Origin of the sequence: Enterobacter soli (assembly GCF_964208575.1) — a bacterium.
Taxonomy (GTDB): domain Bacteria; phylum Pseudomonadota; class Gammaproteobacteria; order Enterobacterales; family Enterobacteriaceae; genus Enterobacter; species Enterobacter soli_A.
On the sequence record NZ_CAXOFU010000041.1, the window covers coordinates 1 to 16,306 of the forward strand.

The 16,306-nt window shown below is 61.9% G+C and carries 14 protein-coding genes and 1 pseudogene; 11 read left to right on the forward strand and 4 right to left on the reverse strand.

Annotation, left to right across the window (positions count from 1 at the left end; translation table 11 throughout):
• Positions 1 to 210: 210 nt before the first annotated feature.
• The 4 genes and pseudogenes from AB6V08_RS23005 to paaZ form a co-directional block, all read right to left on the reverse strand.
• Positions 211 to 1,317, reverse strand: a complete 1,107-nt coding sequence (locus tag AB6V08_RS23005; RefSeq protein WP_368545071.1) for a GGDEF domain-containing protein — start codon at positions 1,315 to 1,317, stop codon at positions 211 to 213.
• A 70-nt stretch (positions 1,318 to 1,387) separates the two neighbouring features.
• A pseudogene (locus AB6V08_RS23010) lies at positions 1,388 to 1,519 on the reverse strand (alkyl sulfatase C-terminal domain-containing protein); the annotation flags it as partial.
• A gap of 194 nt (positions 1,520 to 1,713) precedes the next feature.
• On the reverse strand, positions 1,714 to 3,990 hold the full coding sequence (tynA, locus tag AB6V08_RS23015; protein ID WP_368545073.1) for a primary-amine oxidase: 2,277 nt from the start codon (positions 3,988 to 3,990) through the stop codon (positions 1,714 to 1,716).
• Positions 3,991 to 4,153: 163 nt separating this feature from the next.
• Positions 4,154 to 6,199, reverse strand: coding sequence for a phenylacetic acid degradation bifunctional protein PaaZ (gene paaZ, locus AB6V08_RS23020; protein WP_368545074.1), 2,046 nt, complete (start codon positions 6,197 to 6,199; stop codon positions 4,154 to 4,156).
• A 284-nt stretch (positions 6,200 to 6,483) separates the two neighbouring features.
• On the opposite strand from paaZ, the gene paaA reads away from it, so the two are divergent.
• From paaA to paaK, 11 genes are read left to right on the forward strand one after another with little or no spacing between them, the layout of a single operon-like run.
• The gene (gene paaA / locus AB6V08_RS23025; RefSeq protein WP_368545075.1) at positions 6,484 to 7,413 is read left to right on the forward strand and encodes a 1,2-phenylacetyl-CoA epoxidase subunit PaaA; all 930 of its coding nucleotides are present in this window, start codon (positions 6,484 to 6,486) and stop codon (positions 7,411 to 7,413) included.
• An 11-nt stretch (positions 7,414 to 7,424) separates the two neighbouring features.
• Entirely contained in the window at positions 7,425 to 7,712 is a 288-nt protein-coding gene (paaB, locus tag AB6V08_RS23030) for a 1,2-phenylacetyl-CoA epoxidase subunit PaaB (RefSeq protein WP_168979380.1), read from the forward strand.
• 8 nt (positions 7,713 to 7,720) lie between these two features.
• Entirely contained in the window at positions 7,721 to 8,467 is a 747-nt protein-coding gene (gene paaC / locus AB6V08_RS23035; RefSeq protein WP_368545077.1) for a 1,2-phenylacetyl-CoA epoxidase subunit PaaC, read from the forward strand.
• A 10-nt stretch (positions 8,468 to 8,477) separates the two neighbouring features.
• Entirely contained in the window at positions 8,478 to 8,972 is a 495-nt protein-coding gene (paaD, locus tag AB6V08_RS23040) for a 1,2-phenylacetyl-CoA epoxidase subunit PaaD (RefSeq protein WP_368545078.1), read from the forward strand.
• Positions 8,973 to 8,979: 7 nt separating this feature from the next.
• A complete protein-coding gene (gene paaE, locus AB6V08_RS23045) occupies positions 8,980 to 10,050 on the forward strand; it encodes a 1,2-phenylacetyl-CoA epoxidase subunit PaaE (protein WP_368545080.1) in 1,071 nt (356 codons plus the stop codon).
• On the forward strand, positions 10,047 to 10,814 hold the full coding sequence (gene paaF, locus AB6V08_RS23050; RefSeq protein ID WP_368545082.1) for a 2,3-dehydroadipyl-CoA hydratase PaaF: 768 nt from the start codon (positions 10,047 to 10,049) through the stop codon (positions 10,812 to 10,814). The genes paaE and paaF overlap by 4 nt, the downstream gene beginning before the upstream one ends.
• Positions 10,814 to 11,602 (forward strand): 2-(1,2-epoxy-1,2-dihydrophenyl)acetyl-CoA isomerase PaaG, encoded by a 789-nt coding sequence (gene paaG / locus AB6V08_RS23055; protein WP_368545088.1) that lies wholly within the window; start codon positions 10,814 to 10,816, stop codon positions 11,600 to 11,602. Before paaF ends, paaG begins: the two co-directional genes overlap by 1 nt.
• Before the next feature lies 1 nt (position 11,603).
• A complete protein-coding gene (paaH, locus tag AB6V08_RS23060) occupies positions 11,604 to 13,028 on the forward strand; it encodes a 3-hydroxyacyl-CoA dehydrogenase PaaH (protein WP_368545083.1) in 1,425 nt (474 codons plus the stop codon).
• A complete protein-coding gene (gene paaI, locus AB6V08_RS23065; RefSeq protein WP_368545084.1) occupies positions 13,018 to 13,440 on the forward strand; it encodes a hydroxyphenylacetyl-CoA thioesterase PaaI in 423 nt (140 codons plus the stop codon). The genes paaH and paaI overlap by 11 nt, the downstream gene beginning before the upstream one ends.
• Complete coding sequence (gene pcaF / locus AB6V08_RS23070; RefSeq protein WP_368545086.1) at positions 13,440 to 14,645, forward strand: 3-oxoadipyl-CoA thiolase; 1,206 nt, start codon at positions 13,440 to 13,442, stop codon at positions 14,643 to 14,645. The genes paaI and pcaF overlap by 1 nt, the downstream gene beginning before the upstream one ends.
• Before the next feature lie 26 nt (positions 14,646 to 14,671).
• Positions 14,672 to 15,994: a phenylacetate--CoA ligase PaaK gene (gene paaK / locus AB6V08_RS23075; protein WP_368545087.1), complete on the forward strand. Its 1,323-nt coding sequence runs from the start codon at positions 14,672 to 14,674 to the stop codon at positions 15,992 to 15,994.
• The last annotated feature ends 312 nt before the right edge of the window (positions 15,995 to 16,306 follow it).

The window sequence follows — 16,306 nt, forward strand, 5'->3', positions numbered from 1 at the left end:
TCGCTTTTAGCTTTTCTTCTTTACCCGCAACGGAGTCGCTGTACTTCTTAAAAGCGCGATCGGTTCCCTCTCCCCGTGGGAGAGGGTTAGGGTGAGGGCATCAGCCCGCACATATCTGGCAATGAAAACGTGAGGTGAAGGGAACGATAGCAAGAGCCGTGTGTTTCGCTCACCCCAGCCCTCTCCCAGAGGGAGAGGGAGTCACTTCACTCACCGCGCCCACCGATCCCGCCCGGCCTCTTTCGCCCGGTACAACGCCGCGTCCGCGCGGGCAATAATCTCCGGCCCGGCGAGCCCTTCGGCGGATCCGGCAATCCCCATGCTGACCGTCACTAACTCGCTCACCTGCGACGCGCCGTGCGCTATCGCCGCGGCGCGCAGGCCGTCCTGAATGCGGGCGGCAACCTGTTCCGCCATGTTCGGCGGGCAGTTGAACAGGATCACCACAAACTCCTCTCCGCCGTAGCGGGACACCACGTCCTCCGGCGTGCGCACGGACTTTTTCAGCACCTCCGCCACGCGCACCAGACACGCATCCCCGGCCTGATGCCCGTAGGTGTCGTTGTAAAGCTTGAAATAATCCACGTCGAGCATGATCAGCGTGAAGGTTTTACGCTGCTCAACGGCGTTTTCGAGCACGCTCTCCATCACACGGCGGTTCGCCGTTTTGGTCAACGCATCCTGATGCGCAAGGGCATCCAGACGCGAGATGAGCAGCTGGTTTTGCTGGTTGCGCCGCCAGGCCTCTTCAAACCAGCCGAGCAGGATATAGCGCCCGCAGAACAGGATCAGCGTAAACACGACCCACACCACCGCGAAGCGAACGTTAACCCCCTGATTCAACACCCAGCTGGCGACCGGAAGGGTTAGCCACAGCGGTATCACGAAGGCTAACAACCCGGAAGGATAGAAGTAGAGCGCCGTCATCGCCGCCAGCAGCAGGATAATGCACAGCGGCCAGGCGTGGGGGAGCTGCCACTCGGTGATAAACCAAAAGCAGGACATTGACCAGATCAGGCTACAGATAAACAGCACCACGCTGACGCCCGCGATGTGCCGCCAGGCCATCACAATCAGCGCGGCGGATAAAAGAATAATGCCAAACATCGAGGTATCTATGATCCGCGTGAGCTGCACGCCGACCTGATAGGCACTGTCGATGCTATGGAACAGCAGGTTGCGCAGCAGGATCATGAGCGCCAGGCTCACGTTCACAAAGGCCAGCCACGGCAGGTTCATCGCCAGACCGTGGCGCACCATCGTTTTGCGGGTGGGCCAGGCGGCGAGCTCGGGGGTTGTGTTGTGTCGTTTTTCCATTGCGGCAGATGTCCCCATCCAAAGGGCGTCAGAGGGAAAGGCGGGCGGTGATGGCCGCCCGCCGTTCGGGTTACGGTGTCACAATGTTAAACCAGAACTCAAATTTATCCATATAGCCGAGCATCGCATCCAGTTTTGCCCCGTCGCCGGTGATTTTAATATCGCCGCTGTCCTGCGCCTGCTTCAGCGCGTCCGCTTCCAGGTTAGGCGCAGCCTGTCCTAAAACCTCTCAGTGAATGTACGGCGTCGTTTGTGGAGATTTTTTCCTGGCTGAAATGTGGCATAAGTTTCTAAGAAGTAAGAAAGCTTAAATAACTATAATGGGGGTCATATATTCAGCAAGCGTATGGATGAAAAAGCGTTTAAAAAAAACCGGGCATTGCGCCCGGTGAGTTATTATTTCTGCTCGTCTTTCTTTTTACCGAGCGTCGGCGTTTCGTCGAAGAAGTTCCACGGCTTCAGCAGGGTATGCACCCACTCCGTCGGCATGATCGGCCACTCTTCCGCGCGGGCAACGTGGGTTGTACCGGTGGTCATCCACACCACGTCGTCCTGATTATCAATCGACTCGTTATCCTTGCTGTACTGGCCCAGGCCCGTGTCGTGCGTGGAGCGATTCGGGAATTTGCCTTCCGGATAGATATCGTTCGGATGGTAACGGGTCACCCACAGCTGCTTATCCATAAAGCTCAGGCGGTGGTAAATCCACTCGTCCGGGGCGAATTTCGCGCCCGTCGCGACCGGGTGAGTGCCGCCCGCGTAAGGGATAATCTGGTACGACACCGGGTTGCCCATGCGGTTCTCTTTGCTGGTGTTGCTCAGCAGGCGAATGGTGCCCGGGTCAAACTTCTGCGCCGCCTGCTGCTCGGTATCGATGTTGTACTGGTTAATCTGCATGGTGCTGGTGCGCGGGCCGCCCGCGGTGTTCGGCTTCACCTCCGGATCCATCGCCACCAGGCGGTTGTTGGTACCGTCCACGTCCATGTCCAGACGGAAGTTGTAGATGTGCTGGTGGGTGGTGCCGACGATGTTGTGGTCGATCAGCGTGCCGTATCGGGTGTCGTCTTTGGCGGTGGCGTCGTGCATGGTTTTCGCCTGCACGCCTTTCACCGCCTCAATACCCGTCGCGCCGGCATCAATGCCGATGGTGCCGTTTTCGTGGAAGACCCAGTCAAAGATGTAGTCGTAGTTGCCCACGGTACTGACCCAGCGCACTACCAGCTCACGGCGCTCGGTGCTGACGTTCGGCTGGCCCATCTCCTGGTGCTTATACTCCGGCCCGGCGTAGCGTTCGAAGATCGCGATAGCGCGCGGGATCTCCATTGGCGCCCCGGTGTAGTCCGGGATGGTTTCGTTCAGCAGCACGGCGTTGGACGGCACGTCTTTACCCCGCACCAGCGGAGAGGTCAGGGTGCCCATCCCGTAGTCGCCGGAGTCCAGATAGGCCTTGAAGTACCAGCCCACGTCCGGGTCGCCGTAAGGGACGATCATCCCGCCGAGGGAACCTTCGTACATCACCTGGCGCTTTTTGCCGTTGTCGTTATAGGTCACGGTGGAGATCACCGGGCCCACGCGGGAGTCGAGGCTCAGGTGGAAGTCCCAGTTCTGCCAGTGGATCATATCCCCGGTGATGGTGTAGTTCTTGCCTTCAGGTTCGATGATGTCGAGCGGCTTTTTCGGGGGCTGAATGCGGTCGCGTCCGTCATACGGGCGCGGCGTCATCGGCACGGGCACCACGGCGCCTTCTTCGATTTTCTGAATTTTCTTCTGTTCGAGATCGACCACCGCCACCAGGTTTTCAATCGGGTGCGCCCAGTAGTTACCGTCGCCCACGTCCAGGTAGCTCACCACTTTCAGCAGGCGGTCTTCCTGCTTCAGGCCGTCCTTGCCGTCAAAATAGCCGACGGTTAGCGGGGTGGTGATCACTTTCTTCGTATCGTTGATGCCGCGTTTTTTCAGCACCTCGGCAAATTCTGCGCTTTCGTTGATGATCTGCTGAACGGCAGTGAAGTCGTCGAGCAGCACCATGCCGTGCGCGTCTTTCACCGGCGCCCAGCTCACCACTTTTTTGTCCTTCAGGTCGACCACGCTTTCAATCACGTGCTTGCCGTCGAGCATGGTGACGTTGGCCTGGCGCGGCGCGTCCACCTCCGTGCCGTTCAGCACAAAGTCCCAGACTTTCGCTTTCTCGGGCTCCGCCAGCGCAATCTGGGTGAAGCGGGTGTTGGGCCTGAAGTCCGCCGAGCTTTTTACAATCTCAACGGCCTGCTTAATTTCGTCGGCGGTCAGCGCGTTCAGCGGGTGAGGGCGTTTCTCTACCTGGAAGGTTTGATCGAGGCCGGACTGGAAGACGTCGTTAATAAAGGTGTCTGAGATAAACGCTTTTTTGCCCTTCATCACCACCGGCACCTGGAGCGTCAGGGTTTTCCCGTTGACGATGGCGGTTTTCGCGCCGGGCTTGACCTTCACATACGCGCCGTCTTTGGCGATGGTGAACATCTGGGCGTAATCATCCCATTGCACGTCTGCGCCAAAGTCCTGAAGGGTTTTATCCATCGGAACCATGTGCGCTTCGCTGCCGTGGGCGAAAGCAGGGGTTTGCCAGGCGCAAATCAGAGCAACGGCCATGGCCAGCGCCGTTTTACGGGCAGAAAAAGAAGAGTGGCTTCCCATCGTTGACCTCATTTTGTTTTGTTGTGATTTTTGTGTTGTGCCAGCGTTATCCTGACAGGGCTGCGTGAAAAGCGTTTGCCTGCATCTGCCAGGTTATTTGTCAGTCTTGCCAGGTTAAAAAAAGACCGGGGGTAAGTCACACCCCCGGTAAACGCGCGGAGAATTACTCGAGGAAGTCACCGTGCTGGCGCGCCACCAGCGTGAGGATGGAGTACAGGGCTACCGCCTGCTGATGCTGGTTTTGGATCTCGACCGCCCACTCCACCACGCCGGTGGGCTTCTCATCGGCGGTACGTTGTTTTTTCAGCGTTTTACGCTTGCAGGTCAGGCGAACCTGGATGGTATCGCCCGGCTTCACCGGCTCGATAAAGCGCAGGTTTTCCATGCCGTAGTTGGCAATCACCGGGCCCACGCCCGCGTCGACGAACAGACCCGCCGCCGCCGAAATCAGGAAGTAGCCGTGAACCACGCGCTCGCCGAAGATCGACTCCGCCGCGCCAATTTTGTCCATGTGGGCGTAGAAGTGATCCCCGCTCAGGCAGGCGAAGTTGACGATATCGGCTTCGGTCAGGGTGCGGCGGGGGGTCAGCAGGCTGTCGCCCGGCTGAAGCTCCTCGAAGTATTTGCGGAACGGATGCACCCGGTCTTCCTGCACCTGCGCGCCGCGCACCCACTGCTTGCCGATAGCCGCCAGCATCGACGGGCTGCCCTGAACGGCGGTACGCTGCAGATAATGCTTCACCGCGCGCAGGCCGCCTAACTCCTCGCCGCCGCCCGCGCGTCCCGGGCCGCCGTGCACCAGCTGCGGCAGCGGCGAGCCGTGCCCGGTGGACTCTTTCGAGGATTCCTCGTTGAGGATCTGAATACGCCCGTGGGCGCGGGCTGCGCCTGCAATAAAGACTCGGGCAATCGCCGGATCTGCCGTGACCAGCGTCCCCGCCAGGCTGCCGCCGCCCGCGCGGGCAAGCTGGAGGGCATGTTCCGCGCTGCGGCTGGGCATCAGGGTGGCGACCGGGCCGAAGGCTTCGGTGGAATGTACCGCCGGGGTTTCATCCGGCTGCGGGCAGAAGAGCAGGGTTGGCGGGAAGAACGCCCCGGCGGCGTGCAGATCGGCCTTACCGCCCAGACGCGCCTGGCAGCCTGCGGCAATCAGCAGATCCACCTTTTCCTGCACGTCGGCGCGCTGCTCGCTGTTCACCAGCGCGCCCATTTTGACCCCTTCCTGCGCCGGGTCGCCGACCACCACTTTCTCCAGACGCGCAATCAGCGCCTGGCTTACGGCGTCAACCTGGCCCTGCGGGACGATGATGCGGCGAATGGCGGTACATTTCTGTCCGGCCTTGGCGGTCATTTCGCGCACCACTTCGCGGATAAACAGCGCAAACTCCGGCTGCTCCGGCGTGACGTCTTCCCCCAGCACGCAGCAGTTCAGGGAGTCGGCCTCCATGGTGAAGGGAATCGAATTCGCCACGATGTTGGGGTGAACGCGCAGGCTCTGTCCGGTGCTGGCGGAGCCGGTAAAGGTCACTACGTCCTGGCTGTCGAGCTGGCTCAGCAGATCCCCCGCGCCGCCGCAAATCAGGCTGATGGCGCCGTCCGGCACCAGGCCGCTGTCAACGATGGACTTCACCATCGCCTGAGTCACCTGCGCGGTGGCGGTGGCGGGTTTGATGATGGCGGGCATCCCGGCAAGCCAGGTCGGGGCCAGCTTTTCCAGCATCCCCCAGCAGGGGAAGTTAAAGGCGTTGATATGCACCGCCACGCCGGATTTCGAGGTTAAAACGTGGCGCGCGGCAAAGCCTCCCTCTTTGGACAGGGGGATAAGCTCATCTTCCGGCCACAGGGTATCGTCCGGCAGCTCGCGGCTGCCGAGGCTGGCGTAGGTGAAGAGGGTGCCGATCCCGCCTTCGATATCCACCCAGCTGTCCGCTTTGGTGGCCCCGGTTTGTGCCGACAGGGCGTAGAACGTGGCCTTCTCGCTGAGCAGGTGTTTTGCCACCGCTTTCAGCATGGCAGCGCGCTCGATAAAGGTCATGGCGCGAAGTGATTCACCGCCGCGCTCAATGGCGTAACGGCGGGCGGCACCCATATCCAGCCCTTCGCTGGTCACTTCCCATAATGCTTCGCCGCTGATGGCGTGATGAATATTGCGCTCGCGGCCCCGGCCAGACTGCCAGGTGCCGGACAAGAAGCTGGCTAACTGCTGCATCGCTTATCTCCAGATGTTTCGTTAATTCACTATAAATAGTTAAATTGTGAATCATAAAAATCAAGCTGAGTTTTAATGATTTGTTAACATTGTGATCTCGCCTGACGAAACCCTGTCGTTCATTCCCCGCCGTAAAAGCCAGTATTGAAAAGCCTTGCGACCGATGTCACAAAATAAACAAACACTCCTTGGGGTTATATTTAACCTTTGTGTAACTTTTAAGAAACGAAGTGATTCACCATTTCACTTGAGTAATTAGATTAACGAATCATAAGGGTGATGACGTGATGCAAGAACAACGCTTTGAGCAGCGCATAGCGCAGGAGACGGCCATCGAGCCGCAGGACTGGATGCCTGACGCCTACCGCAAAACGCTGATCCGCCAGATTGGGCAACATGCGCACTCTGAAATTGTCGGGATGCTTCCTGAAGGTAACTGGATCGCCCGCGCGCCGACCCTGCGCCGCAAGGCCATCCTGCTGGCGAAAGTGCAGGACGAAGCCGGACACGGTCTTTATCTCTACAGCGCGGCGGAAACCCTGGGCTGCGCCCGGGAAGACATCTACCAGAAGATGCTGGACGGCAAGATGAAGTACTCCTCCATCTTCAACTACCCGACCCTGACCTGGGCGGATATCGGCGTGATCGGCTGGCTGGTGGACGGCGCGGCCATCGTTAACCAGGTGGCGCTGTGCCGCACCTCCTACGGCCCCTACGCCCGGGCGATGGTGAAAATCTGTAAAGAAGAGAGCTTCCACCAGCGTCAGGGCTTTGAAGCCTGCATGGCGCTGGCGCAGGGCAGCGACGAGCAGCGCGCGATGCTGCAGGACGCCATCAACCGCTTCTGGTGGCCGGCGCTCATGATGTTCGGGCCAAACGACGACAGCTCGCCGAACAGCGCCCGCAGCCTCGCCTGGAAAATCAAACGCTTTGGCAACGACGAGCTGCGCCAGCGCTTTGTCGACAACACCGTTCCGCAGGTGGAAATGCTGGGCATGACCGTGCCGGACCCGGATCTGCGTTTCGATGCGCAAACCGGGCATTACGCGTTCGGCGAAATCGACTGGCACGAATTTGATGACGTGATTAACGGGCGCGGGATCTGCAACCACGAGCGCCTGGCCGCAAAACGAAAAGCCTGGGAAGAAGGGGCGTGGGTGCGCGAAGCCGCACTGGCGCACGCGGAAAAACAACACGCCCAAAAAGTGGCTTAAGAGGAAGCAACATGAGCAATGTCTACTGGCCGTTATATGAAGTCTTTGTGCGTTCCAAACAGGGTCTGTCCCACCGTCACGTGGGCAGTCTCCACGCCGCCGACGACCGCATGGCGCTGGAAAACGCGCGCGATGCCTACACCCGCCGCAGCGAAGGCTGCTCGATTTGGGTGGTGAAGGCGAGCGAAATCGTGGCCTCCCAGCCGGAAGAGAGCGGTGAATTCTTTGATCCGGCGGAGAGCAAAATCTACCGTCACCCCACGTTTTACACCATCCCTGATGGCATCGAGCACATGTGAGGTCGGGGATGAATACAACAACTGCATATGCCCTGCGACTGGGCGATAACGGCCTGGTGCTTTCCCAGCGTCTTGGCGCCTGGTGCGGACACGCCCCGGAGCTGGAGATCGACCTGGCGCTCGCCAACATCGGCCTCGACCTGCTGGGACAGGCGCGTAACTTTCTGACCTACGCCGCCAGCCTGGACGGCAAGGGTGACGAAGACACGCTGGCCTTTGGCCGCGACGAACGCCAGTTCCGCAACCTGCTGCTGGTGGAACAGCCGAACGGCAATTTCGCCGACACCATCGCCCGTCAGTACTTTATGGACGCCTGGCACGTTGAGCTTTACAGCCGTCTGGCCCAGAGCCGGGACAGCCAGCTGGCCGCCATCGCCGCCAAAGCGATCAAAGAGGCCCGCTACCACCTGCGCTTTAGCCGCGGCTGGCTGGAGCGTCTGGGCGGCGGCACCGCGGTGTCGGCCCAAAAAATGCAGCAGGCGGTCAACGACCTGTGGCGCTTTACGGCGGAGCTGTTCGAGGCCGACGAGGTGGAGCTGGCGCTGATTGAAGAGGGTATTGCCGTTGACCCGCGCGCGCTGCGTGAGGCCTGGGAAGCGGAAGTGTTCAGCGGATTGCAGCAGGCCGGGCTGAACGTGCCCGACGAAGTGGCCTACCGCACCGGCGGCAGGAAAGGGCTGCACACCGAACATCTGGGGCCGATGCTGGCGGAGATGCAATATCTCCAGCGCGTCTACCCCGGACAGCAGTGGTAAGGAGGACGCGATGCAACGTGTCGAGATTGCGCCTGCGGAAATCCCGCAGATCTGGTCGCTGCTAAGCGAGATCCCGGACCCGGAAGTGCCGGTGCTGACCATCACCGATCTCGGGATGGTGCGCAGCGTCAGCGCGCGCGGGGAAGGCTGGGTGATTGGCTTCACGCCAACCTATTCCGGGTGTCCGGCGACGGAACATCTGCTGGGTGCGATCCGCGACGCTATGACCGCGCACGGCTTCACCCCGGTGCACATTGTGCTGCAGCTTGAGCCCGCCTGGACCACCGACTGGATGACCGCCGATGCCCGCGAGCGTCTGCGCGAGTACGGCATCAGCCCGCCCGTCGGCCATAGCTGCCACGCCCACGCGCCCGCCGAGGTGAGCTGCCCGCGCTGCGCCAGCACCGACACCTCGCTTATCAGTGAATTTGGTTCGACGGCCTGCAAAGCGCTGTATCGCTGCAACACCTGCCGCGAGCCTTTCGACTATTTCAAATGTATTTGAGGCTGCCATGACAACGTTTCACTCCTTAACTGTGGCAAAAGTAGAGCCCGAAACCCGCGACGCGGTAACCATTACCTTCGCGGTGCCCGACGAACTGCAGGAGGCCTACCGCTTTCGTCCGGGGCAGCATTTAACCCTCAAGGCCAGGCTCGGCGGTGACGAACTGCGCCGCTGCTACTCCATCTGCCGCAGCGCCGCGCCGGGTGAAATCAGCGTGGCGGTAAAAGCCATCGAAGGCGGGCGCTTCTCGCGCTACGCCCGCGATGAGATCAGGCAGGGCATGGCCCTTGACGTGATGGTGCCGCAGGGGCATTTCGGCTACCAGCCGCAGGCCGAACGCGAAGGCCACTATCTGGCAATTGCCGCCGGGTCGGGCATTACGCCGATGCTGGCGATCCTCGCCGCGACGCTCGCCACCGAGCCTGGCAGCCACTTCACGCTGATCTACGGCAACCGCAGCAGCCAGAGCATGATGTTCCGCCAGGCGCTGGCGGATCTGAAAGACAAATACCCGCAGCGCCTGCAGCTGGTGTGCATTTTCAGCCAGGAGACCCTCGACAGCGACCTGCTGCACGGGCGCATCGACGGCGAAAAACTGCAGGCGCTGGCGAAGACCCTGATCAACTTCCGTCAGTATGACGAGGCCTTTATCTGCGGCCCGTCGGCCATGATGGACGACGCCGAAGCGGCGCTGAAAGCGCTGGGGATGCCGGAAAAAGCGATTCACCTTGAACGGTTCAACACCCCGGGCAGCGGCGTGAAGCGCGCGGTGAGCGTGCAGGCGCAGGGGCAAAAGGTGACCGTGCGTCAGGACGGACGCGACCGTGAGATAACCCTCACTGCCGATGACGAAAGTATTCTGGATGCCGCCCTGCGTCAGGGGGCTGACCTGCCTTACGCCTGTAAAGGCGGGGTGTGCGCCACCTGCAAATGCAAGGTGCTGCGCGGCAAAGTGGATATGGTGACCAACTACAGCCTGGAGCCGGACGAGCTGGCCGCCGGGTATGTGCTGAGCTGTCAGGCGCTGCCGCTAACCGCCGACGTGATCGTTGATTTCGACGCGAAGGGGATGGCATGAGCGAGCTGATTCTCACCCGGGAGGGCCGCGTGCTCCTGCTGACGCTTAACCGTCCGGCGGCGCGCAACGCCCTGAACAATGCCCTGCTAACGCAGATTGCCGAGGCGCTGGAGGCCGCTGCGCAAAACAACGAGATCTCCGCCTGCGTCATCGCCGGCAGCGAGCGCTGTTTCGCCGCCGGAGCCGATCTCAACGAAATGGCGGAAAACGATCTGCCCGCCACCCTCAACGACGTTCGCCCGCAGCTGTGGGCGCGAATTAACGCCTTCAATAAGCCGCTGATTGCCGCGGTGAACGGCTTCGCGCTCGGGGCAGGCTGCGAGCTGGCGCTGCTGTGCGACGTGGTTATCGCCGGGGATAACGCCCGCTTCGGCCTGCCGGAAATCACGCTCGGCATTATGCCGGGGGCGGGCGGCACCCAGCGCCTGATCCGCTGCGTTGGGAAATCGCTGGCGAGCAAAATGATCCTCACGGGGGAAAGCATCACCGCGCAGCAGGCGCTGAGCGCCGGGCTGGTGAGCGACGTGTACCCGGCGGCGCTGACCCTGGAATACGCCCTGAAGCAGGCCAGCCTGATGGCGCGCCACTCTCCGCTGGCGCTGCAGGCGGCGAAGCAGGCGCTGCGCCAGTCCCAGGAAGTGCCGCTGCACGCCGGGCTGGCCCAGGAGCGCCAGCTGTTCACGCTGCTTTCCGCCACCGACGATCGCCGCGAGGGTATCGAGGCTTTCTTACAAAAACGCACCCCAGACTTCAAAGGACGCTAATCGTGGAATTTATTCTCAGTCATGTAGAGCAGGGCGTAATGACCCTTACGCTGAACCGTCCGGAGCGTCTGAACAGCTTTAACGACGTCATGCACCAGCAGCTTTCCGAGTGTCTGAAACAGGCCGAGCGCGATGAGTCTGTCCGCTGTTTGCTGATCACCGGCGCCGGGCGCGGCTTCTGCGCGGGACAGGATCTTAACGACCGCAACGTTGACCCGAACGGCCCCGCGCCGGATCTGGGCATGTCGGTTGACACCTTCTACAACCCGCTGGTGCGCCGCCTGGCAAAACTGCCAAAGCCGGTCATTTGCGCGGTAAACGGCGTGGCGGCAGGCGCAGGCGCCACGCTGGCGCTGGGCTGCGACATGGTGATCGCCGCGCGCTCCGCCAACTTTGTGATGGCCTTCAGCAAGCTGGGCCTGGTGCCGGACTGCGGCGGCACCTGGTTCTTGCCCCGCGTTGCCGGACGCGCCCGCGCGATGGGGCTGGCGCTGCTCGGCGATAAGCTCAGCGCCGAGCAGGCGCTGGCGTGGGGAATGATCTGGCAGGTGGTGGACGACGAACAGCTTTCCGCCACCGCGCAGCAGCTGGCGCTGCACTTCGCCTCCCAGCCGACCTTTGGTCTGGGGCTGATCAAGCGGGCCATTAACGCCGCCGAAACCAATACCCTGGACGCGCAGCTCGACCTGGAGCGCGACTATCAGCGCCTGGCCGGGCGCAGCGATGACTACCGCGAAGGGGTCAGCGCGTTCCTGGGCAAACGCACGCCGCAGTTTACGGGGAAATAAGATGCTGACGATTCGCACTGTCGCCGTGATTGGAAGCGGCACCATGGGCGCCGGGATCGCCGAAGTGGCCGCCAGCCACGGGCATCCGGTGCTGGTTTACGATATCGCCGCCGACGCGGTTTCCCGCGCGATCGACGGCATTCGCCAGCGCCTGGAATCGCGCGTGGCGCGCGGCAAACTCTCCGCCGAGGCCAGCGGACAGATCCTCGCCCGGCTGGTGCCGGCGACGGATATCACCGCGCTCGCCGACGCGGATCTGGTCATTGAAGCGGCCTCCGAGCGTCTGGAGGTCAAAAAAGCGCTGTTCGCGCAGCTGGCTGAGATCTGCCCGCCGCGGACGCTGCTCACCAGCAACACCTCGTCGATATCGGTGACCGCGATTGCGGCAGACGTGCCTCACCCGGAGCGCGTGGCGGGGCTGCACTTCTTTAACCCGGCGCCGGTGATGAAGCTGGTGGAGGTGGTGAGCGGGCTGGCGACCTCCCCGGACGTGGCCGACGCGCTGTGCGAGCTGGCGATGAGCTGGGGCAAACAGCCGGTGCGCTGCCAGTCCACCCCGGGGTTTATCGTCAACCGCGTGGCGCGTCCGTTTTATTCGGAAGCCTGGCGCGCGCTGGAAGAGCAGGTGGCGGCTCCGGAAGTCATCGACGCCGCCCTGCGCGAAGGGGGCGGTTTCCCGATGGGGCCGCTGGAGCTGACCGATATGATTGGTCAGGACGTCAACTTTGCCGTGACCTGCTCCGTCTTTAACGCCTTCTGGCAGGAGCGCCGCTTCCTGCCTTCGCTGGTGCAGCAGGAGCTGGTGCTCGCCGGGCGGCTGGGCAAAAAGAGCGGCAAGGGCGTGTACGACTGGCAGGGCGAGCGGCCGCAGGTCAAGTGGCTTGAGGTGGTTTCTGACCACGTTAGCCCGATGCGCGCCGAGCGTAGAAGTGACGGTGTCACCGAAATTGACGACGTTCTGCTGATTGAAACCCAGGGCGAAACCGCGCAGGCGCTGGCGCTGCGCTTTAACAGCCCGGTAGTGGTGGTTGACCGAATGGAGGCCGACGTGGCGGTGATCGCCGTGGCCGCCAGCAACCCGCACTCCGCCACCCAGAAGGCCATTTATTGGCTGCAGCAGCAGGGCAAGCGCGTCGTGCAGATTGCGGATTACCCGGGGCTGCTGGTCTGGCGCACCGTGGCGATGATCGCCAACGAAGCGCTGGACGCCCTGCAAAAAGGGGTCGCCAGCGAAAAGGATATCGATACCGCCATGCGTCTTGGCGTGAACTACCCGAGCGGCCCGATCGCCTGGGGGGAACGCCTCGGCTGGCAGCGGCTGTTGGCCCTGCTGGAAAACCTACAGCGCCACTACGGCGAAGAACGCTATCGCCCCTGTTCACTGCTGCGCCAGCGTGCGCTTCTGGAGAGTAGCTATGAGTCATAACGCCTGGCACAACGCCCGTGTCATGTACGAGAACGACGCCTGCGCCCAGGCGCTCGGGATGGACATTATCGAGATGGACGAGGGCTACGCGGTGGTGACGATGACCATCACCCCGCAGATGCTCAACGGCCATAAAACCTGCCACGGCGGGCAGCTGTTCTCGCTCGCCGATACCGCCTTTGCCTACGCCTGCAACAGCCAGGGGCTGGCGGCGGTGGCGTCTGCCTGCTCGATTGATTTTCTGCGTCCGGGCTTTGCCGGGGATAAGCTCACCGCCACCGCGCGGGTGAAGCACCAGGGCAAGCTGACCGGCGTATACGACATTGAAATCCAAAACCAACAGCAAAAAACGGTCGCTCTCTTTCGCGGTAAATCTCACCGCATTGGCGGCACTGTGACAGGAGAAGCCTGATGCGTGATGCATTTATTTGTGACGGTATGCGTACCCCGGTTGGGCGTTACGGCGGGGCATTATCCGGCGTGCGCGCCGATGATTTAGGCGCGGTTCCGCTGCGCGCGCTGCTGGCGGGCTATCCGCAGCTGGACGCAGAGCGCATAGACGATGTGATCTTCGGCTGCGCCAACCAGGCCGGGGAAGATAACCGCAACGTGGCGAGGATGTCGGCGCTGCTGGCGGGTCTGCCGCAGACGGTGTCCGGCACCACCATCAACCGCCTGTGCGGTTCCGGTCTGGACGCCATCGGCTTTGCCGCGCGCGCCATCAAAGCGGGCGACGGCGATCTGCTGATTGCCGGCGGCGTGGAGTCTATGTCCCGCGCGCCGTTCGTGATGGGCAAAGCCACCGCCGCCTTCCAGCGTCAGGCGGAGATCTTTGATACCACCATCGGCTGGCGTTTTGTGAATCCGCTCATGCATCAGCATTTCGGAACTGACAGTATGCCGGAAACGGCAGAGAATGTAGCTGAATTGTTAAATATCAGCCGCGCCGATCAGGACGCCTTTGCCCTGCGCAGCCAGCAGCGCACCGCGCAGGCCCAGCAGAACGGCATTCTGGCGCAGGAGATCGTGCCGGTGCTGGTGCCGGGGAAAAAAGGGGCGGTCACGGAAGTGAGCGTGGATGAACATCCCCGCGCGGATACCACGCTTGAACAGCTCGCGGCGCTGAAAACCCCGTTCCGCAAGAACGGCGTGGTGACGGCGGGTAACGCCTCCGGCGTCAACGACGGTGCCGCCGCGCTGATTATCGCCAGCGAGCAGACGGCGCTGGCGCAGGGTCTGGTGCCGCGTACCCGCATCGTGGCGATGGCGACCGCGGGCGTCGAGCCGCGCCTGATGGGGCTGGGGCCGGTTCCGGCGACCCGTAAGGTGCTGGAGCGCGCCGGGCTGAGCATTAACGATATGGACGTCATCGAGCTGAACGAAGCCTTTGCTTCCCAGGCGCTGGGCGTGCTGCGCCAGCTCGGCCTGCCGGACGATGCCGCGCACGTCAACCCGAACGGCGGAGCCATCGCGCTGGGCCATCCGCTGGGCATGAGCGGTGCGAGGCTGGCGCTGGCCGCGAGCAACGAATTGCACCGACGTCGCGGGCGCTATGCGCTGTGCACGATGTGCATCGGTGTGGGTCAGGGCATTGCCATGATCCTTGAGCGTGTTTGATCGAACCACAATGTGAGTACCCTACAATGACAAATACAACGACAACTAAGCTTGACCCGATCGAAACCGCGTCCATTGATGAATTACAGGCGCTGCAAACCGAGCGCCTGAAGTGGACGCTCCATCACGCTTACAACAACGTCCCGATGTACAAGCGCAAGTTTGACGCGGCGGGCGTTCACCCTGACGACTTCCACGAGCTGGCGGATATCCGCAAATTCCCGTGCACTACCAAGCAGGACCTGCGCGATAACTACCCGTTCGACACCTTCGCCGTGCCGATGGAGCAGGTGGTGCGTATCCACGCCTCATCCGGCACCACCGGGAAACCGACCGTCGTCGGCTATACCCAAAATGACATCGACAACTGGGCGAATATCGTCGCGCGCTCCCTGCGTGCGGCGGGCGGCACGCCAAAAGATAAAATCCATGTCGCCTACGGCTACGGCCTGTTTACCGGCGGGCTGGGCGCGCACTACGGCGCCGAGCGCCTGGGCGCAACGGTGATCCCGATGTCCGGCGGCCAGACCGAGAAACAGGCGCAGCTGATCCGCGATTTCCAGCCGGACATGATCATGGTCACGCCGTCGTACTGCCTTAACCTGATTGAGGAGCTGGAGCGCCAGATGGGGGGCGACGCCAGCCGGTGCTCCCTGCGCGTGGGCGTGTTCGGGGCCGAGCCGTGGACGCAGGCGATGCGCCGGGAAATCGAAAAACGTCTGGGCATTACCGCGCTGGATATCTACGGCCTGTCGGAAGTGATGGGGCCGGGCGTGGCGATGGAGTGTCTGGAAACCACCGACGGCCCGACCATCTGGGAAGATCATTTCTACCCGGAGATCGTGAACCCGAACGACGGTACGCCGCTCAACGACGGCGAGCAGGGCGAACTGCTGTTCACCACGCTGACCAAAGAGGCGCTGCCGGTCATCCGCTACCGCACCCGCGATCTGACCCGCCTGCTGCCGGGCACCGCGCGCACCATGCGCCGCATGGATCGCATCAGCGGGCGCAGCGACGATATGCTGATTATCCGCGGCGTGAACGTCTTCCCGTCGCAGCTGGAAGAGGAGATCGTCAAGTTCGAGCATCTGTCGCCGCACTATCAGCTGGAGGTGAACCGCCGCGGGCATCTTGATTCACTTTCGGTGAAGGTGGAGCTGAAAGAGAGTAGCTTGACACTGACCCACGAGCAGCGCTGCCAGGTATGCCACCAGCTTCGCCACCGCATTAAGTCGATGGTGGGGATTTCCACTGACGTGATGATCGTAAACTGCGGCAGTATTCCGCGTTCCGAAGGGAAGGCGTGCCGGGTGTTTGACCTGCGGAAGGTGGCGGCTAACGGGTGATTTGGCTACTCACTCCGCACGAGTCTGAGGGCGCGCAATTATTCCCTCGGGTCTTTGGGGGGAGGGCCAGGGAAGGTGGCAGCTAACGGGTGATTTGGCGGCTCACTCCACACCAGTCTGCGGGCGCGCAATTATTCCCTCTCCCCTTTGGGGAGAGGGTTAGGGTGAGGGGAACATACGGCTAAGGAGGTCATTCCGTTCACCTTACGTTCCCTGCTTCTCTGTCACCACAATACTTGTGAACGTGTCAGGGAGGCTCGCCGCCGCCTCCCTGACCACCCTGGCTCCCGGCAAGAAAATCGCCGCTACGCG

Excerpts from the sequence above, each read along its gene's own strand:
- paaD (WP_368545078.1), top strand. The coding sequence starts at position 8,478 with ATGCAACGTGTCGAGATTGCGCCTGCGGAAATCCCGCAGATCTGGTCG.
- tynA (WP_368545073.1), bottom strand. The coding sequence starts at position 3,990 with ATGGGAAGCCACTCTTCTTTTTCTGCCCGTAAAACGGCGCTGGCCATG.
- paaE (WP_368545080.1), top strand. The coding sequence starts at position 8,980 with ATGACAACGTTTCACTCCTTAACTGTGGCAAAAGTAGAGCCCGAAACC.
- paaH (WP_368545083.1), top strand. The coding sequence starts at position 11,604 with ATGCTGACGATTCGCACTGTCGCCGTGATTGGAAGCGGCACCATGGGC.
- paaI (WP_368545084.1), top strand. The coding sequence starts at position 13,018 with ATGAGTCATAACGCCTGGCACAACGCCCGTGTCATGTACGAGAACGAC.
- AB6V08_RS23005 (WP_368545071.1), bottom strand. The coding sequence starts at position 1,317 with ATGGAAAAACGACACAACACAACCCCCGAGCTCGCCGCCTGGCCCACC.
- paaF (WP_368545082.1), top strand. The coding sequence starts at position 10,047 with ATGAGCGAGCTGATTCTCACCCGGGAGGGCCGCGTGCTCCTGCTGACG.
- paaC (WP_368545077.1), top strand. The coding sequence starts at position 7,721 with ATGAATACAACAACTGCATATGCCCTGCGACTGGGCGATAACGGCCTG.
- pcaF (WP_368545086.1), top strand. The coding sequence starts at position 13,440 with ATGCGTGATGCATTTATTTGTGACGGTATGCGTACCCCGGTTGGGCGT.
- paaK (WP_368545087.1), top strand. The coding sequence starts at position 14,672 with ATGACAAATACAACGACAACTAAGCTTGACCCGATCGAAACCGCGTCC.
- paaB (WP_168979380.1), top strand. The coding sequence starts at position 7,425 with ATGAGCAATGTCTACTGGCCGTTATATGAAGTCTTTGTGCGTTCCAAA.
- paaZ (WP_368545074.1), bottom strand. The coding sequence starts at position 6,199 with ATGCAGCAGTTAGCCAGCTTCTTGTCCGGCACCTGGCAGTCTGGCCGG.